The sequence below is a fragment of the Parvibaculum sp. genome, assembly GCF_049651025.1.
Classification (GTDB): domain Bacteria; phylum Pseudomonadota; class Alphaproteobacteria; order Parvibaculales; family Parvibaculaceae; genus Parvibaculum.
Genome location: NZ_JBASBH010000016.1, coordinates 13,840 through 29,973, shown reverse-complemented (window position 1 = coordinate 29,973; position 16,134 = coordinate 13,840). Strand labels below are relative to the sequence as shown.

Sequence of the window (16,134 nt, the reverse complement as noted above, 5' to 3'; positions counted from 1 at the left end):
CAGATGGTTGCGGAAAGCTATGGCGATATTTCGGTTGCGCTGACGGGCCATGTGGCCGAGGTCGAGATTCATCGCCCGCCCTTCAATCATGTCAGTGTCGATCTCATGCGTTCGCTGGCCGATGCGTTCGATGCTTGCGATGCGGATGAGCGCGTTCGCGCGATTGTTCTCGTCTCGGAGGGCAAGGTGTTTTGCGGCGGCGCCGATCTCGTGCGCAGCGACGGGCTCGCCAGCGGCAAGCCGACCATGGTCAATCCGCTCTATGTCGAAGCGGTGCGTCTGTTTTCCTGCGTCACGCCGATCATTGCGGCCGTGCAGGGCGCGGCGATCGGTGCGGGGCTCGGACTCGCGCTTGTCGCCGATTTTCGTATCGTCTCGCCCGAGGCGCGCTTTGCGGCGAATTTCGTCAAGCTTGGTTTCCATCCGGGTTTCGGGCTTTCGCATACATTGCCGCGCGTGATCGGCCTTCAACGCGCAAACCTGATGTTCCAGACGGGACGCCGCATCAAGGGCGACGAGGCGCTTCAATGGGGCCTTGCCGACGAGCTTGTGCAGCAGGACCAGCTTCGCGCGCGGGCGCATGAACTGGCCGCAGAGATTGCCGAGAACGCGCCGCTTGCCGTGCGCTCCACGCGGGCAACGCTGCGGCGCGGGCTGGCGGAAGCGGTGAAGGCCGCGACCGATCACGAATTCACCGAACAGGCGATGCTGATGAAGACGGCGGATTTCGCCGAAGGCGTCCGCGCCGTCAACGAGCGACGGGCGGGGAAATTCACCGGAAAATAAACGGGAGCGGGAATGGCGAAGCTTACGCGAGGTGGTGTCAGCCTTCACTACGAAGTGCATGGGACGAGCGGTCCCGTCATTCTTCTCAGCCACGGCTATTCCGCGACGAGCGAGATGTGGCGCGGCCAGATCGATGCACTGACGAAAGGCCATCGCCTCGTTCTCTGGGACATGCGCGGCCACGGCCAGTCCGACTATCCGCAAGATCAGGCGGCGTATAGCGAAGCGGCGACGGTGGCTGACATGGCCGCGATCCTTGATGCGGTCGGCGCGGAGCGCGCAATTGTCGGCGGGCTTTCGCTTGGCGGCTATATGTCGCTTGCTTTCAACGAAGCGCATCCCGAGCGCGTGATTGCGCTGCTCATCATCGATACGGGTCCGGGTTTCAAGAAGGACGAGGCGCGGGCAGGCTGGAACGAGACGGCGCTGAAGACGGCGGCGCGTTTCGAGGCCGAGGGTCTTTCGCGGCTTCAGTCATTGAGCAAGGAAATGGCGACGAGCACGCATCGCTCCGCCGAGGGTCTGGTGCGGGCGGGGCGCGGCATGCTCACGCAACGCGACGCGCATGTCATCAATTCGCTGCCGGGGATCGCGGTGCCGTCGCTCGTCGTCGTCGGCGCGAACGACACGCCGTTTCTTGCCGCCGCCGATTATATGGCCGCAAAGATTCCCGGCGCAAAGAAGGTCGTCATTCCGGATGCGGGCCATGCGGCCAATATCGATCAGCCGGAGGCGTTCAATCGCGCGGTGGTGGGGTTTCTCGGCACGCTTTGAATGCGTGGCGAGAACTCATCCATCGATGTCATCCCGGGACTTGTTCCCGGGATCCACCTTCAACGCTGTATGCTGAGGCAAGATGGGTCCCGGGAACGAGTCCCGGGACGACGCTGAGTTTGTAGGGCGCGCACCAAAACAAACTGACTTTAAAAAAAAACACCCCGGCGCGGAGGCCGGGGTGTTCTGTCGTTGTTATGTTGCGACGGTCAGAAGGACAGGATCGCACGCAGCGAGAGCGTGTTGTGTTCCTGGTCGCGACCATAGGTTCCGGTATAGGCAAGCTTCAGTTCGAGATCGTTCGACATGCTCGCGGCGACACCGAGGCCGGTGACAACGGCGGTGCCGTTGCCATTGCGGAACGGGGTGCCGGTGAGCGAGCTTGGCGTGCCGACGAATTGCGCCGTCACATTGCTCTCGTCGTTGCCGATGCCGCCTTTGACGCCGAGCCGCACTTCGGGCGTGATCGCGCCCCAGCTCTGCTCGATCCGGTAGCTCGCCTTTGCGCCCAGTTCGACAGCGCCCGCACGGATATGCGTGTCGGAGACCTGGAGGTTGGCGATGCCTGCGCCCGATTCCGTGTAGCCGTTGATGCGGCTGTCGGTGTAGGAGACGCTGAGATAGGGACCGGTTTTCAGCGAAGCCGTGACCGGCACGTCGAAGCCGCCGACGACATTGATGCCGTAGGTGAGGCCTTCGGAGTCGCCATGCGCGGTGGCCGGGCCCTGCACACGGTCATATTTGTAGTCGTTCCAGCCGATGAGACCGACGGCGTCGAGGTAAAGCGCCTCGGTGAAGCTGTGCGACACATAGACCGATGCCGCGTATGTCGCGATGTCGGAGTTTCCGAGGCTCGCGCTCACATCGGCATTTGCCTTGGCATAGCTCAAGGCGCCGCCAAGCCGCGTTTGGGGCGTTACCAGATAGTCGCCGCCAAGCGTTGCGCTGAAGCCGTCATAGCTGAGACCCGCAATATTGCCTGCCGCGCCGCGCCGCCCGGTGAAACCGGAAACGAGGCCGAAGCCGCGCCAGCCGTTCGCGGCCCATGTGCGGCGCACCGGCGATCCATTGCCGAGTGCCGGTGTGCCATCGGCGGAAGCGAGCCGGAAGAGCGAGCGACCGGCATCCGTCATGGTGTTGCCGGACGAAGCGTCGGCCAGCATCAGGCCTGCCGCGCCGGTCATCGATGAGGAGGCGATGCCCGAAGGGCCATCATTGCCAGCAATGCGCAGGTTCGACAGTTCGGTGAGGATGTCGCCCGTGATCTGCGTCGGCACCGCGTTGCCGATGGCTGAGAGGCTTTCCGCCGTCGCCTGAGGCATCCCCGTGGCGAAGGTGAAGTTCCTGATTGTCAGAATTTCCTCAGCCGTCAGCCCGGTGAAGAAGGCCGAGTTAATGGGCAGGGGATTGCCGTTATTGGTAATGAGCTGCGCAAGCTGTTCACCGAGCGCAATGTCGCCTGCCTTCGACGCCAGATCGTCCTGGAAGGTGGCGATGTCGGCCGTCAGCACGTTGAAGACGACGAGACGGACCGTTTCGCCCGGCGCGACGGAGATCGGGAACTTCCAGATCGGATTGTCGTCGCCGGCGGTGTAGTCCAGAACGACTTCCGTCGCCGTATAGGTGTTGTTGCCGAAGATATGCGTGATGACGGGGTCGCTGCCAGTTAACTGGGTCGAGACGAGATAGGTGTTGTTCGGTCCGACTGCCACCCATGTCGTATTCGAATCCGAGCCGAGATTGTTCGCCCAGGCCAGCGTTCCGGTCACCGCTGCGCCGGTATTGTTGGTGAAAGTGTCCACCCAACGCACCGCATTGGCGACACCGGCATCGGTGAAGGGCGTGGTGATCATCGTCGTCGCGTTGCCCGGTCCATGCGTGACCTGCACGTTGCGGTTGACGGTGAGGCCGCCGAAATGGGTCATGCCTTCAAGGCCGATGCCGCCATAGCCGTCATAGGCGTCGTTGGCCGTCCTGCCTGTGACGGGGTTTCCCGCTGTGCCGTGGCTATTGCCGCTTGCGTCGGAAAGGGCACCGGGTGCTGACGAGGTGGAGTTGAAGCCATTGGGCAGCGTGTTGTTGTCAATGGTGTCGCCGGGGCCGGTCGGGTTGTTGGTATCGAAGGCCTTGCCGACATAGCTGCTGCAGCAGCCGGTCTCGAAGTTGCCGCCGCCGTTGATGCCGTTGACATAGAAGTTGAAGAGCTGCTGCTCAGCTTGTGACGGCGTCGACAGGCTGGCGAGTGCAAGCGCCGAAGCGCACAAAAAAAGCGCCGAACGACGGCGCGAAATAGTCTTGGACATTAGGCCCCACTTAATAAGCAACACACTGCATGGTCTCTCATGCTGGCTTAGCTTATATCGGTCGCGCGTGAGGTGGTGCAGCTACAATTTTTCTATGGGTCGGGTGCTGATGGAATCGAGTTTGCGACGATGCATTTGTGCAACATTTTGTCGGACGAAAGCCTATGTCGCGTTCAGTGCGCTGAGGTCAGTGTGCCAATGAAGATCAAACCCGGCTTGCGCAAAGCCAACCCGAATCAGTTGCCGCTCGACGACGCTGCATTGAAGCTGTTTCTTGAACGTGCGACCGAGCATCACAGCGCGGGCCGTTTCGACGAGGCTGCACGTCTCTACGAGCATGTGCATGCGTGCAATCCGCAAGCTCTTGCCGCACCCTATTTTCTCGCGCTGATGGATGTGGAGTTCGGGCGGCTTGAAAGCGCGCTTGAGCGGTTACGCTACGTCACCAAATTCGATCCGGGTTCCTTCGAGGCGCAGTTCAGCCTTGCCTATGTGTTGCAGGAACTTGGGCGATGGCCGCAGGCGATCGATGCCTATCGACGCGCCATTGCAATCAAGCCCGATGTGGCTCTGTCGCGCCTCAATCTTGCGGCGGCGCTCGAGGTGATGGGCCGTCTCGACGAGGCCATTGCCACACTTCGTGAGCTGGCGGGCGAAAAGCGGGCACGTCTGCGCGCCCTCATTCGCATCGCCCAGATCAAGCCCGCCTCGATCACGGCGGAGGATCTCATTTATCTGGTGCGGGCGGCGGAGAATGCCGAGACGGGCGTAGGCGCGCGGATCGCAGCCCTCTTTGCGCTGGGCGAGGTCTATGAAAAGCAGAGCCGCTATGACGATGCCTTCGCCGCTTTTGCGGAGGGGAACCGTTTGCGGCGCGAGAATATTTCTGCAGCGGTGGAAGAAGAGGGCGTCATCGCCCCGCCGGGATCGCGGATCGCACATGAGATGCCGGAGGTGGCGGCGACGCGGCACGCCAAGGCGCTTTCGATGATCAAAGAGAGGGTCTCGCCCGGCTTTCTTGCACGCTATGGAGATGGCGGATCGGCGTCGGCGGCACCCATCTTCATCGTCGGCATGCCGCGTTCCGGCTCGACGCTGCTTGAGCAAATCCTTTCAAGCCATCCCAAGGTTCTTGGCGTGGGCGAATCTTCCGCGCTCGGCGAGACGCTTGCGGGACGTTTTCCTTACGGCACGGCTGAAAGCGCGGAGACGATTGCGCCGGATCACTTCCGCAAGCTTGCCGACCATTATCTCGAACGCCTGCGCGGGCAGGGCTGGCGAAAGGAGCCGTTCGTCATCGACAAGATGCTCGGCAATTACATGCATATCGGCGTCATCCATCTGATGTTTCCGCGCGCGACGATCCTGCACAGCATGCGCGATCCGGTGGACACATGCCTTGCCGGTTTCCGCAAACTGTTCCGCTCGGGCAATGAGACGACTTACGACCTTGCCGATATAGGCGCGCAATATGTGCGCTACCGCGAAATGATGGCGCATTGGGACGAAGTGTTGCCGGGCCGCGTCGTGCATGTGAGCCACGAAGCGCTGGTGAGCGATCCCGATCATCAGATCCGCTGGCTCGTCGAGGAGGCATGCCATCTCAAATGGGACGATGCTTGCCTGCGTTTCTACGCGACGAAGCGTCCCGTGCGTACGGCCAGCATTGCGCAGGTGCGCCAGCCCATTTTCAAAAGCTCGGTCGAGCGCTGGCGGCGATATGAAAAGTATCTCGGGCCGCTGTTCGAAGCGCTCGGGCCTTATGCGCCGCCGCGTTCGCCTAGGCCGGAATGAATTTCATCGCCACGCCGTTCATGCAATAGCGTTTGCCGGTCGGCGCGGGGCCGTCATCGAAGACATGGCCGAGATGTCCGCCGCAGCGGCGGCAGTGCACTTCGATACGCGTCATGAAAATTGAATTGTCGTTCCTTGTTTCGACGGCATTGGGCAGCGGCTGGTAGAAGCTCGGCCAGCCGGTGCCGCTCTCGAATTTCGTTTCCGAGGCAAAGAGCGGCAGGTCGCAGCCGGCGCAAGCGAATGTGCCCCGCCCATGTTCATCGTTCAGCGGGCTGCTGAAGGGCCGCTCCGTGCCTGCCTTGCGCAACACGTCATATTGCTGCGGGCTCAGTTGCTTCTTCCATTCGGCGTCGGTTTTCTCGATCTCGAATTTTCCCGCCGCGTCGGCGTCGGTTCCGCGAAAGCGCGAAATGGCTACAAGGCCGAGAAGGCCCGCAAGCGCCGTTCCGCCCAGAAATTTGCGCCGCGATGTCATGGCGTCCTCCTTCACTTTCCCGCCTCGTCGCCCCAGATTTTCGTCAGCGCCGGATCGCGGCCGCAGCCGATCCGGTAGGTCGTGTAGCGCACGGGGTTCTTCTTGTAGAATTCCTGATGATATTCCTCCGCCGGATAGAATGGCCCCGCCGCCACGATCTCGGTGACGATGGGCGCGCCTTTCAGCACGCCGGATTTCTCGATTGCCGCTTTGGAGGCCAGCGCGAGTTTCATCTGCTCTGCGTCGTGGGTGTAGATGGCCGTGCGATAGGAGTGGCCGAAATCGCAGAACTGGCCGTCCTTCGTGGTCGGATCGATATAATGCCAATAGGAAGTGAGCAGCTTCTCGTAGCTCGTTCTTGCCGGATCGTATGTCACCTCGATCGCCTCGGCGTGGCCTGTCGCTTCTGATGAGACCTGTTCATAGCTCGGATTGACTTCGGGCCCGCCCGTGTACCCAACGCGGGTGGCCACGACGCCGGCCACATCGTCGAAATGGCGCTGCATGCTCCAGAAGCAGCCACCGGCGAAAGTGGCAATGGGGTAGCTCGCCATCTTCGGTGCCTCGGCAAAGGCGGGCGCGCTGAAGAGGCAGAAGAGAAGTCCTGCAAGGCCCAGAAATCGGCTCACGTCATCCTCCATTCCGGCTCCACTTTGGAGTCTGTCGGCTCGCCTCTGATGATACGCGCGTGCGGCGCGCTTCGATCTCACATTGCTTCACGTATTCGAGAGTTCACTCTGGGCATGCGCGCGGAAAACATGGTTAACGTCGCGGCGGCGGGCCCTGACGACTTACAAAAGCCTCAATATTAGCTGTGCCAATCTCGGTCGCCATGCTACGAATTTGGCTCAATTTGCCGCCCGTCCGCGGGTTGTCCGAGTGAGGAATGCCGAGTGCCTCTGGATAGATATGCAACAGGCGATTGCTCGCCGGCCTTTGGCCGGTTCGAGGCGATGCTGCTGCGTTTCGGTCCTTGCTTCTTCGCCCTTGCCGTCATTTTCGCCGTTTTCGCCGGGCCGCTGCCTGCCAGGGCTGAAGCTCTGCCCGCTTTTACGGGCGCATCCTTCCTGATTTCGATGCCGTCTCATGGGCAATCCGTGGCGCCAGCCGAGGCTGTGCGACCGGGTGTCGAGGCAATCCGCCGCATTTCGCGCAGCCTCGCGGTGCGGACGACGGATACGCAATTCGTTATTTCGGTGGCCGGACCCGCGGTTTCTGCGGAAATTATTGCCATTGCCCCCCTCGTGACCCTGCGGGGTCTTCTTATAGAAGCCGGGGGAACGGGTGCGCTTGTCCGTGCGCCACCATTGACGACACACATTTTGTAAGCAGATCGAAGCATCACCGCACGACGATCTTGTGGCACCCCTCTCTGGACAGGTATAGAGGGGCCTGCGACATGGTCGTTGGGCCAAGAAAATCGAGAAAAAGAGAGCAAAAGCTCCATAAGTTTCTGAGATTGCCGATGCAGTCCGCGGCGTGAAGACTGCACGTCCCTAGGGGAGGTTCCTTTGCAGCGTATAGAAAATATCGTGTTCAGCTTGCGTGCCGTCATTTTGTTGGCACTGGCTGCCTTCACGGTCGTCATGCTTTTCTTTGCCGTCCAGCTCCGCATGGATGCTGGTTTTCTGAAAATGCTTCCGGTGGGTAACCCGTTTATCCAGACCTATTTCCAGTACGCCGAAGGTTTCGGCGGCGGCAACCGGGTCATCGTCGTTCTTGAGAACAAGAAGGGCGACATTTTCCAGCCCGACTTCCTCAAGACGCTGAACGATGCCACGCAGGATGTGTTCTACATCCCCGGCGTCGCACGCCATCGCGTCACCTCGCTCTGGACGCCGAATACGCGCTACATCGCGGTGACCGAAGAGGGCCTCGAAGCTGGCGACGTTATCCCGGCGAATTTCAAGCCGACGCCTGAAGGCATCAAGGTCGTGATGCAGAACACGCTGCGCGCCAACCTTGTTGGACGCCTCGTGTCGACCGACTTCCGCTCTGCAATGATCGCGACCGAACTTCTCGAAGTCGATCCCGAGACGCAGCAGCAGCTCGATTATTTCAAGGTCGCGCATCTTCTCGAAACGAATATTCGCGACAAATATGTGAGCGACACGGTTGACGTGAAGATCGTCGGCTTTGCCAAGCTCGTCGGCGATATTGCCGATGGCGCGCGGTCGGTCGTCATGTTCTTCATCGTCGCGTTCATCTTCACCTGCCTGATGCTCTGGCTCTATTGCCGTTCATGGCTCCTGACCATGGTGACGGTGGGCTGCTCGCTCTGTTCGCTCATCTGGCAATTCGGCGTTCTGCATCTCATCGGTTATGGCCTCGATCCGCTCGCGGTTCTGGTGCCGTTCCTCGTCTTCGCCATCGGCGTCAGCCATGGCGTGCAGCAGATCAACATGGCGGGTGCCGAAATCGCCGCCGGTCTCGACAAGAACCAGGCCGCTCGCGCGACCTTCACGTTCCTGCTGCGTCCGGGCTCTGTGGCGCTGCTGACCTGCCTTGCCGGTTTCGCGACGCTCTACATCATTCCCATCGGCATGATCCGCGAACTTTCGGTCACGGCTTCGATCGGTATCGGTTTCAAGATCATTTCCAACCTCATCATGCTGCCGCTCATTGTTTCCTACGTCGCACCCGGTGCGGAATATGGTGACAAGGTGCGTCGCCTGATGGAAACGCGCGCCAAGTTCTGGCCGTACCTCGCGACCTTCGCGAAGCCCGGCTTTGCTTTCGGCTTCATCGCGTTCTGCGTCGTGCTCGGCGCCGTCGCTCTCTACGAAAGCCGCGAACGCCAGATCGGCGACGTGCATGCGGGTGCCGGCGAGCTTTGGCCGAATGCGCGCTACAACACGGACAGCGAGTACATCGCGGACCATTTCAAGCTTGGTCTCAACGTGATGAACGTCATTGTCGAGTCGAAGGATGTGGCTTGTGTCGATTACAGCAAGCTGCATTTCATCGACACCTTCGGCTGGGACATGCGTAACGTGCCCGGCGTGCAGTCGGTGGTTTCTCTGCCGATCGTTGCGAAGGTCATCAACAGCATGTGGCAGGAAGGCAACCCGAAATGGGCCGCTCTTCCGCGCGATCCGACGGCTCTCGCCCAGGCGACCGCCAGCGTTTCGAGCTCCACGCTTCTCGTCGACCAGCGCTGCCTGACGCTTGGCGTGCAGATCTACGTTGCCGACACCAAGGCGGAGACGATCAAGAACGTCACCGCAGCCGTCGAAAACTGGATCAACGATCCGGCGCATCAGCGCGACGACCTGAAGCTGCGTATCGGCACGGGTAACGTGACGATCGTGTCGGCGACCAACAACGTCGTCGAACATGCCGAGCTTCCGATGCTGCTCTACGTCTATGCAGTGGTCATGACGCTCGTGATCTTCGTTTACCGCGAGTGGCGCGGCGCACTCTGCTGCGTCATCCCGCTGGTGCTGGCGACGATCATCGGTAACTGGTTCCTGACTGCGGCCGGTATCGGTCTCAAGATCTCGACGCTGCCGGTGCTCGCCATCGCGGTCGGTATCGGCGTGGACTACGGCATCTACGAGTACAATCGAATACAGCGCTATATGCGCATGGGCGTCTCGCCTCATGCGGCCTATCTCCAGGCGCTGAACGACGTTGGCTCGGCGACCATGTTCACCGGCGGCACGCTTGCCATCGGCGTCTCGACCTGGTCGTTCTCGGCGCTGAAGTTCCAGGCCGACATGGGCATGCTCCTGACGTTCATGTTCATCGTGAACATGGTCGGCGCGGTGACGCTCCTGCCGTCGCTGGTTGCGGCCTTCGAATATATCTGGCCGCTGAAGCGCAAGCCGCTCACCGAAGACGAGGCTCGCGCGATCCGTCACACGCACTGATCGCTACCTCAACGAAACGCAAAGGGCGGCCCTCGGGCCGCCCTTTTTGTTTGTGGTGATCTTCAGCTGGCGGTGTCGCCCCGGGCTTGTTCGGGGGCCCATGATCGCGCGCGCGGCGTCTGCGGCTCCTGGATCCCGGCATGAAGCCGGGATGACAGCATGAGAGGGCCGGGAGAGGGGCTTCGCCAGCCTCAAAGGTAAAAGGGCGGCCCTTGCGAGCCGCCCTTTCTTTTGGCCATCGCGTCTTGAGGGAAGACGCGCGACCGCAGGAGTTCGTTGCCGGTACTAGTCCGCCGGGCTCGGGCTCAGTGCGCCCGTTTCTTCCTCGCCCTCTTCCATCAGGTTCTTCGGTGCGAGCAGCAGGTACATGGTCGGCGTCACGAGACGCGACAGGAAGGTTGAGGAGAGAAGGCCGCCGATGATGACCCAGGCAAGCGGCGAGTAGAGGCCGGAGCCGCTGATCGCCAGCGGGAGCAGGCCGCCGACCGCCGTCGCCGATGTCAGGAGCACCGGCAGGAAGCGGATTTCGCCCGCCTGCTCGATTGCTTCCATCAGCGGCGTGCCTGCCCGGCGCAACTGGTTGGTGAAATCGACGAGCAGGATCGAGTTCTTGATCTCGATGCCGATCAGCGCCACGAAGCCGATCACGGCGGTGAAGGAGAGCGAATAGCCCGACAGGAGCAGCGAGGCGATGCCGCCGAAAATGCCGAGCGGGATCACGCCCGCCACGACCAGTGTCGCGCGGAAGGAGCGGAATTCGAGGATCAGCACGGCAAGAATGCCGAAGATCGCCACGAGGATCGCATTGGTGAGGCCGGAGAAGCTTTTCGACGCCGCTTCCGCTTCGCCGCCCTTTCGGAAGTCGTAGCCCGGCGGCACGGGAACCTTGGCGAGCTGCTTGAAAATCTCGGTGGTTACCTTGGCTGTGTTGTAGCCCGTCTTCGTATAGGCGGTGATGGTGACGAGACGTTCGCGGTTATAGCGGTCGATGCGGCCGGGGCCGGAATCGAGACGCGGCGAGGCGAGAAGACTGAGCGGTACGGAATCGCCGCTCGTTGTCGGCACAAAGATATCGCCGAGAGCGGAGACCGAATGGTGGCTGTCCAGCGGCAGGCGCACGGTGATGTTGTATTGCTCGCCATTCGACTCGCGATACTGGCCGACCGTTTCACCGACAATGGCAAGGCGCACGGTGCGATCGATTGCGCCCGCAGGCACGCCGACCATTGCTGCCTTCTCGCTATTGATGCCGAGATTGAGGTCTGTCCGGTCGAGGCGCATGGGGTTTGCGACATCGCGGACGCCCGGCGTGTCTTCCATGATGCGTGCGGCGCGTGCCGCGATTTCCTTCAGCACGGCAAGATCGGGTCCGACGATGCGCACGGCGACCGGCGCCTCGATGGGTGGGCCGTTCTGGAAAATGCGCAGGATGATCTGCGCGCCGGGATAGCGTGCAAATTCCGCGCGAAGCTCGTCCATGAGCTTCGGCGTTTTCACTTCGTCGAATTCAGTGAGCTCGGTGAAAACCTCCGCCATGTTGGCGCGCGTGTCGTTGGAGCGGACATTGTAATAAATCTGCGGATTGGAGTGGCCGAGGTTCGACATCTGCCAGCGGATTTCAGGATGCTTGCGCAGCACATTTTCCACATAGTGCAGTGCCTTTTTTGTTTCTTCCTGTCCGGTTCCCTGCGGCGTCTCGATCTGCACGAGAAACTGTTTGCTGTCGGCCGGCGGAAACAGGCTGAAGCCGATGGCGGGAATGAGCGCGAGGCTTGCAAAGCAAAGCGCCATCGCGCCGATCACCGTGGTCTTGGGATGTGCGAGCGCCCGGTGAAGCAGCGGGCGATAGATGCGATGAATGCCGCCCATGACGAGGCGCAGGAAGATATTGCCTTCCGGATGCGACTTGTTGCTGAGGAGGCGGCTTGAGAGAAAGGGAATGATCGTCAGCGACACGAAGAGCGAGGCGATGATCGTGAAGACGACGGCGACCGGCAGCGAGCGGGTGAACTTGCCGGCACCTTCCGGCAGCGACAGCAGCGGCAGAAACGCAAAGAGCAGCGCTGCCGTACAGCCGACGACTGCGATGGAGATTTGCGATGTCGCGGCAATGGCTGCTTCGAGCCGTCCTTTGCCCTCTCGAATATGTCTTTCGATATTTTCCACAACCACTATGGAATCGTCGACGAGCAGTCCGAGCGCCAGCACGAAACCCGCAATAGAGAGCTGGTTCAGCGAGAAGCCCGCAAAGTCGAGCATCGACAATCCGATGGCGAGCGAGAGCGGGATCGAGACCATGACGATCAGCGAGGCGCGCGGCCCAAGCGGCAGCAGGGTGATGATAACGAGGCCGACGGCTATGGCGAAGTCGCGATAGAGATGGCCGAGCCTTTCGCCGACGGCGACCGACTGGTCGAAGCCGCGTTCAAGTTTGATGTCGGGCGGAAGGCGCGTCTCGAATTTGTCGAGCACCTTGTAAACGCCGTCGCGCATTGCAAAGACGTTCTGCGCATCCTTCTGGTTCGCCGTGACGAAGATCGCGCGCTTGCCATTGTACCAGGCGAGGTGGCCCGCTTCTTCCTGCGCCCATGAGACTTCGGCGACGTCGCCGACGCGGACATTGCGTCCGCCATAGGAGCCGATGACCGTGTCTGATATCTCCTGCAGGCTCTTGTAGCCGCCGGTCGTCTTGATGTTGAAGCGCCGCGCGCCTGAATGGATCGGGCCGCCGGGAATGTCCGTGCTTTCCGCGCCGATGGCGTTTGCTATAGCCGTTACCGGAATTTTCAGCGCGGCGAGGCGGCCAAAATTGACGGCGACACGAACTTCCGATGGGGGCAGGCCCCAGAGTTTCGTCTCGCGCACGCCCGGCGCACGGTCGATCTCGTCGCGCAAGTCCTTGGCCACGTCTTCAAGTTCGCGCGGGCTCGCCGTCTCGCTCACCAGCGCGATCTGGATCGTGTTGGTCAGCGAGGAGCGGAATTTGTCGACCTGCAGACGCTGAATGCCGGAGGGCAGGCTCGCGCGCAGCGCGTTGATCTCGCGCACCACATCGTCATAGCGTTTGTCGGGATCGGGGATCGACCAGTTGAATTGCACGGTGATACTTGCGACGCCGTCTTCGGCGCGGCTTGCAATATTGTCGAGATCGTCGAGGCCGTTCACCGCATCTTCGATCGGCTTCACGATCAGCCGTTCCATGTCGGCCGGATTGGCGCCCGGCATGATGACGGTGATGACGGCAATCGGGATCGGGAAGTCCGGGTCTTCAGCGCGCGGAATATGCTTGAATGTGTTGAGGCCCATCATGGCCAGAAGGCCGAAGAGGACGAGGGTGAACTGCCAGTTGCGAACGAAGAAGCCGCTGATCTTGCCCAGGATCATGTGCGCGGCTCCGTCTTCTGTGCTTCGCTGGCCAGATCGGTGACGATCTTGACCTTCGCTCCGTCGCGCAGATAAGGCGCGCCCGCACTCACGACCTGTGTGCCTGCGTCGAGGCCCCGGTCGATCAGTACGTCGTCACCTTCAATGCCCGCGATGGACACGCGCGTCAGATGGGCGGTGCCGGTTGTCTGGTTGATGACGTAAACGGTTGCCGTTGCGCCGTGGCCTTCGAGAATGGCGGAGGCGGGAATGGCGACCTGATGCTTTGCAACCGTGCCTTGCGGGCGGATGCGTGCCTGACCCATGAAGCCGCTTTCGACGCCGCCGGGGACGCCTTCAAGCGCCAGTTCGACTTCGAATGTGCCGCTTCTCGCGTCGCTCATCGCGGCGATGCGACGAACCGTGCCCGTGATGTTTTCAGTGGCGAAGGCATCGAGCGTCACGCGGGCGCTGTCGCCGATGGCGATGCGCGAGACGTCGCGGTCGCTGAGGCTCGCTTTCAGAATATAGGCCGCCGATCCCTGGCTCACTGTCAGCACAGGGCCGCCGGGCGCGACGATCTCGTTGACGTCTGCATGACGCGCAAGCACCACGCCGTCGGATGGCGCGGTGATGACGGCGAGGCTGCGGTCGAATTCGACGCGCTTGCGATCCGCCACCGCCATGTCGAGGGCGCTTTGGGCGTCCTGCACCTTCTGTTTGCTGATGAAGCCCTTTTCGAGCAGAGGCTCAATGCGGGCGAGGTCGCGGCGCGCCTTGTCGGCGGCGGCATTGGCGCGGGCCGATTGCGCTTCGATTTCACGCTGGTCGAGCTCGGCCAGCACGTCGCCCTTTTTGATCCGGTCGCCGGCATCGACCTTCAGGACTTTCAGCAATCCGCCGATCTTGAAGGAAAGCGCCCCCTCCTTGTCGGAGCGGACCATGCCGTAAGCGGTCACATCGGCGCTTTCGGGGGCTTGGCGCACGGTGGCGATGAGAACGGGGGTGGCCGGTGCGACTTCCGCCGCCTCTTTGGGCTCCTCGTTCTGCCCGCAGGCAGCGAGGGCGACAAGAGACAGGGCCGCAGCGGCCCAAAATTTGCGCGAAACCAGCATGCCCGTGACCCCCAATGTATTACTGAACAGCGTTTATTTAGTGGGTTCCGGGCGCTGGTCAAGTCCTCCCTAACGGTGTTAGGTAGGGAAATGACGTTAAAAAAAGCCGGCAAGGCAAAAATATCCGCTCGCCCGGGCCTCAAGCTGCCCCGCAGACGTCTGCCGCCCGCAGAGCGCCGGACACAGATCATTGAGGCTGCGAAGGCGCTGTTCGGCGAGGGCGGCATCGAGCAGGTTTCGATGCGCAACATCGCCCGGCGTGTAGGCATCACGCAGGCGGCGATCTATCAGCATTTTCAGGACAAGGACGCGATCCTCTTTTCCATCGCCGAGGATTTCTTCACGCTGCTTATCGAGGGAAGCCTGAAGACGGCTCAGGAAGTCGCCGACCCCGTGCAGCGGTTGCGACGCTCCATGCATAATTATGTCGCCAGCGGTCTGGAGCATCCCGAGGAGTATCGGCTGGTTTTCATGACCCATGCGCCGGGCCTGAGGCGGCAGGGCGGGCATCGGCCCGTGCCTGGTGAAACGCCGCCGATCCAGCCGTCAAAGGGCCGGATTGCCTATGGGCATATGCAGGATCAGGTGCGCGAGCTTGTCGCCTCCGGCCTCATCCGCAAGGGCGACCCGGAAGTGATGGCCGAGGCGATCTGGGCGGCGGGGCATGGCATCGTCGCGCTTCTCATCACCCATGTGGATTTCCCCTGGTCCCGGGAGACGCTGGCCGAAACGCAGATCAACATGCTGTTTGAGGGGCTGTTGCCCGATGACAGCCCGTCTCGCGCGGTGAATGCCGGGAAGCGTCAGGCGGGCAAGCGCCCGAAGGCGTAAACGTCCATACCGAGCGAGCCATAGGTAAAGCTGTGGTGGAGCCGTTCCACCGGCTCGCCGGGCAGGCCCGCGCCGAGCGCTGCAAAGAATGGCAGGAAGTGATCGTCGGTCGGGTGGGCGCGGGCGGGCTGTGGCGCGCGGTCTTCATAGTGAAGCAGCGCGTCTGTGCGGCCAGCCGCGACGTTTTCAAAAACCCATTCGGTGAAGGCTTCAGCCCAGGGTGCCGGGGCGGCGTCGGGCGTCGGGCGCTCAAGTTCGCGCAGGTTATGCGTGATTGAGCCGGAGCCGAGGATCAGGATATTTTCCTCGCGCAAGGGGCGGAGCGCTTCGCCCAGCGCATAGTGCCAGGCGGGGTCGCGATCCGGCGAGATTGAAAGCTGCGCGACCGGCACATCGGCTTTCGGAAACATCAGGCCGAGCGGCACCCATGCGCCATGATCGAGGCCGCGCTTTGCATCCTCGACGCTTTCGATGCCGGCTGCGGCAAGGGCGCGCCGGATCATGTCGGCAAGCGCAGGCGAGCCGGGTGCGGGATAGAGCATTTCATGGAGCGCGCGGGGGAAGCCGCCGAAATCGTGGATGGTTTCGGGGTGCGGGTTTGAGGTGACGGTCGGTTCCGCTTCCTCGAAATGTGCCGAGACGACGACGATACCCGCAGGCTTGCCGAGGCGTGGGCCAAGCTGCGTGAGGAAGCGGCGGGCGGGCCCGTCTTCCAGCGCCAGCATGGGCGAGCCGTGAGAAACAAAAAGACTGGGGGCATGCGTCATGGCTGAAACTCGCTTTCGGGCGTGAAGCGCTTCGCGCTGACACCATAGATA

12 protein-coding genes are annotated in these 16,134 nt (G+C 61.8%); 6 read left to right on the top strand and 6 right to left on the bottom strand.

Annotation, left to right across the window (positions count from 1 at the left end):
- Positions 1–3: 3 nt before the first annotated feature.
- The gene (locus WA943_RS01540) at positions 4–786 is read left to right on the top strand and encodes an enoyl-CoA hydratase/isomerase family protein (RefSeq protein WP_424468010.1); all 783 of its coding nucleotides are present in this window, start codon (positions 4–6) and stop codon (positions 784–786) included.
- A 12-nt stretch (positions 787–798) separates the two neighbouring features.
- Positions 799–1,560, top strand: a complete 762-nt coding sequence (locus WA943_RS01535; protein WP_424468008.1) for an alpha/beta fold hydrolase — start codon at positions 799–801, stop codon at positions 1,558–1,560.
- A gap of 209 nt (positions 1,561–1,769) precedes the next feature.
- On the opposite strand, the gene WA943_RS01530 is transcribed toward WA943_RS01535, so the two are convergent.
- The gene (locus WA943_RS01530; protein ID WP_424468006.1) at positions 1,770–3,863 is read right to left on the bottom strand and encodes an autotransporter outer membrane beta-barrel domain-containing protein; all 2,094 of its coding nucleotides are present in this window, start codon (positions 3,861–3,863) and stop codon (positions 1,770–1,772) included.
- A gap of 198 nt (positions 3,864–4,061) precedes the next feature.
- On the opposite strand from WA943_RS01530, the gene WA943_RS01525 reads away from it, so the two are divergent.
- Positions 4,062–5,657 (top strand): tetratricopeptide repeat-containing sulfotransferase family protein, encoded by a 1,596-nt coding sequence (locus WA943_RS01525; RefSeq protein WP_424468004.1) that lies wholly within the window; start codon positions 4,062–4,064, stop codon positions 5,655–5,657.
- Here WA943_RS01525 and msrB read toward each other — a convergent pair.
- Together msrB and msrA are read right to left on the bottom strand one after the other, a co-directional pair.
- Positions 5,644–6,135, bottom strand: a complete 492-nt coding sequence (gene msrB, locus WA943_RS01520) for a peptide-methionine (R)-S-oxide reductase MsrB (protein ID WP_424468002.1) — start codon at positions 6,133–6,135, stop codon at positions 5,644–5,646. The two genes, WA943_RS01525 and msrB, sit on opposite strands and share 14 nt — an antisense overlap.
- Before the next feature lie 11 nt (positions 6,136–6,146).
- Positions 6,147–6,764, bottom strand: coding sequence for a peptide-methionine (S)-S-oxide reductase MsrA (gene msrA / locus WA943_RS01515; RefSeq protein ID WP_424468000.1), 618 nt, complete (start codon positions 6,762–6,764; stop codon positions 6,147–6,149).
- Positions 6,765–7,028: 264 nt separating this feature from the next.
- On the opposite strand from msrA, the gene WA943_RS01510 reads away from it, so the two are divergent.
- Positions 7,029–7,463: a hypothetical protein gene (locus WA943_RS01510; RefSeq protein WP_424467998.1), complete on the top strand. Its 435-nt coding sequence runs from the start codon at positions 7,029–7,031 to the stop codon at positions 7,461–7,463.
- A 183-nt stretch (positions 7,464–7,646) separates the two neighbouring features.
- Complete coding sequence (locus WA943_RS01505; protein ID WP_424467996.1) at positions 7,647–10,007, top strand: efflux RND transporter permease subunit; 2,361 nt, start codon at positions 7,647–7,649, stop codon at positions 10,005–10,007.
- 285 nt (positions 10,008–10,292) lie between these two features.
- Here the strand turns inward: WA943_RS01505 and WA943_RS01500 are convergent, their stop codons facing one another.
- Together WA943_RS01500 and WA943_RS01495 are read right to left on the bottom strand one after the other, a co-directional pair.
- Positions 10,293–13,391 carry an efflux RND transporter permease subunit gene (locus tag WA943_RS01500; protein ID WP_424467994.1) on the bottom strand — a complete coding sequence of 1,033 codons (3,099 nt, stop codon included), beginning with the start codon at positions 13,389–13,391 and terminating at the stop codon, positions 10,293–10,295.
- The gene (locus WA943_RS01495; RefSeq protein WP_424467992.1) at positions 13,388–14,485 is read right to left on the bottom strand and encodes an efflux RND transporter periplasmic adaptor subunit; all 1,098 of its coding nucleotides are present in this window, start codon (positions 14,483–14,485) and stop codon (positions 13,388–13,390) included. Before WA943_RS01495 ends, WA943_RS01500 begins: the two co-directional genes overlap by 4 nt.
- Before the next feature lie 90 nt (positions 14,486–14,575).
- Between WA943_RS01495 and WA943_RS01490 the strand changes: the two genes are divergently transcribed.
- Positions 14,576–15,316, top strand: coding sequence for a TetR/AcrR family transcriptional regulator (locus WA943_RS01490; RefSeq protein WP_424467990.1), 741 nt, complete (start codon positions 14,576–14,578; stop codon positions 15,314–15,316).
- Here the strand turns inward: WA943_RS01490 and WA943_RS01485 are convergent.
- Positions 15,289–16,083 carry a dioxygenase gene (locus WA943_RS01485; RefSeq protein ID WP_424467988.1) on the bottom strand — a complete coding sequence of 265 codons (795 nt, stop codon included), beginning with the start codon at positions 16,081–16,083 and terminating at the stop codon, positions 15,289–15,291. The two genes, WA943_RS01490 and WA943_RS01485, sit on opposite strands and share 28 nt — an antisense overlap.
- Between the last annotated feature and the right edge of the window lie 51 nt (positions 16,084–16,134).

Bases quoted from the DNA above. Each gene is read 5' to 3' on its own strand.
- WA943_RS01490 (WP_424467990.1), top strand. From the start codon at position 14,576: ATGACGTTAAAAAAAGCCGGCAAGGCAAAAATATCCGCTCGCCCGGGC.
- WA943_RS01495 (WP_424467992.1), bottom strand. From the start codon at position 14,485: ATGCTGGTTTCGCGCAAATTTTGGGCCGCTGCGGCCCTGTCTCTTGTC.
- msrB (WP_424468002.1), bottom strand. From the start codon at position 6,135: ATGACATCGCGGCGCAAATTTCTGGGCGGAACGGCGCTTGCGGGCCTT.
- WA943_RS01500 (WP_424467994.1), bottom strand. From the start codon at position 13,391: ATGATCCTGGGCAAGATCAGCGGCTTCTTCGTTCGCAACTGGCAGTTC.
- WA943_RS01530 (WP_424468006.1), bottom strand. From the start codon at position 3,863: ATGTCCAAGACTATTTCGCGCCGTCGTTCGGCGCTTTTTTTGTGCGCT.
- WA943_RS01485 (WP_424467988.1), bottom strand. From the start codon at position 16,083: ATGACGCATGCCCCCAGTCTTTTTGTTTCTCACGGCTCGCCCATGCTG.
- WA943_RS01535 (WP_424468008.1), top strand. From the start codon at position 799: ATGGCGAAGCTTACGCGAGGTGGTGTCAGCCTTCACTACGAAGTGCAT.
- WA943_RS01540 (WP_424468010.1), top strand. From the start codon at position 4: ATGGTTGCGGAAAGCTATGGCGATATTTCGGTTGCGCTGACGGGCCAT.
- WA943_RS01525 (WP_424468004.1), top strand. From the start codon at position 4,062: ATGAAGATCAAACCCGGCTTGCGCAAAGCCAACCCGAATCAGTTGCCG.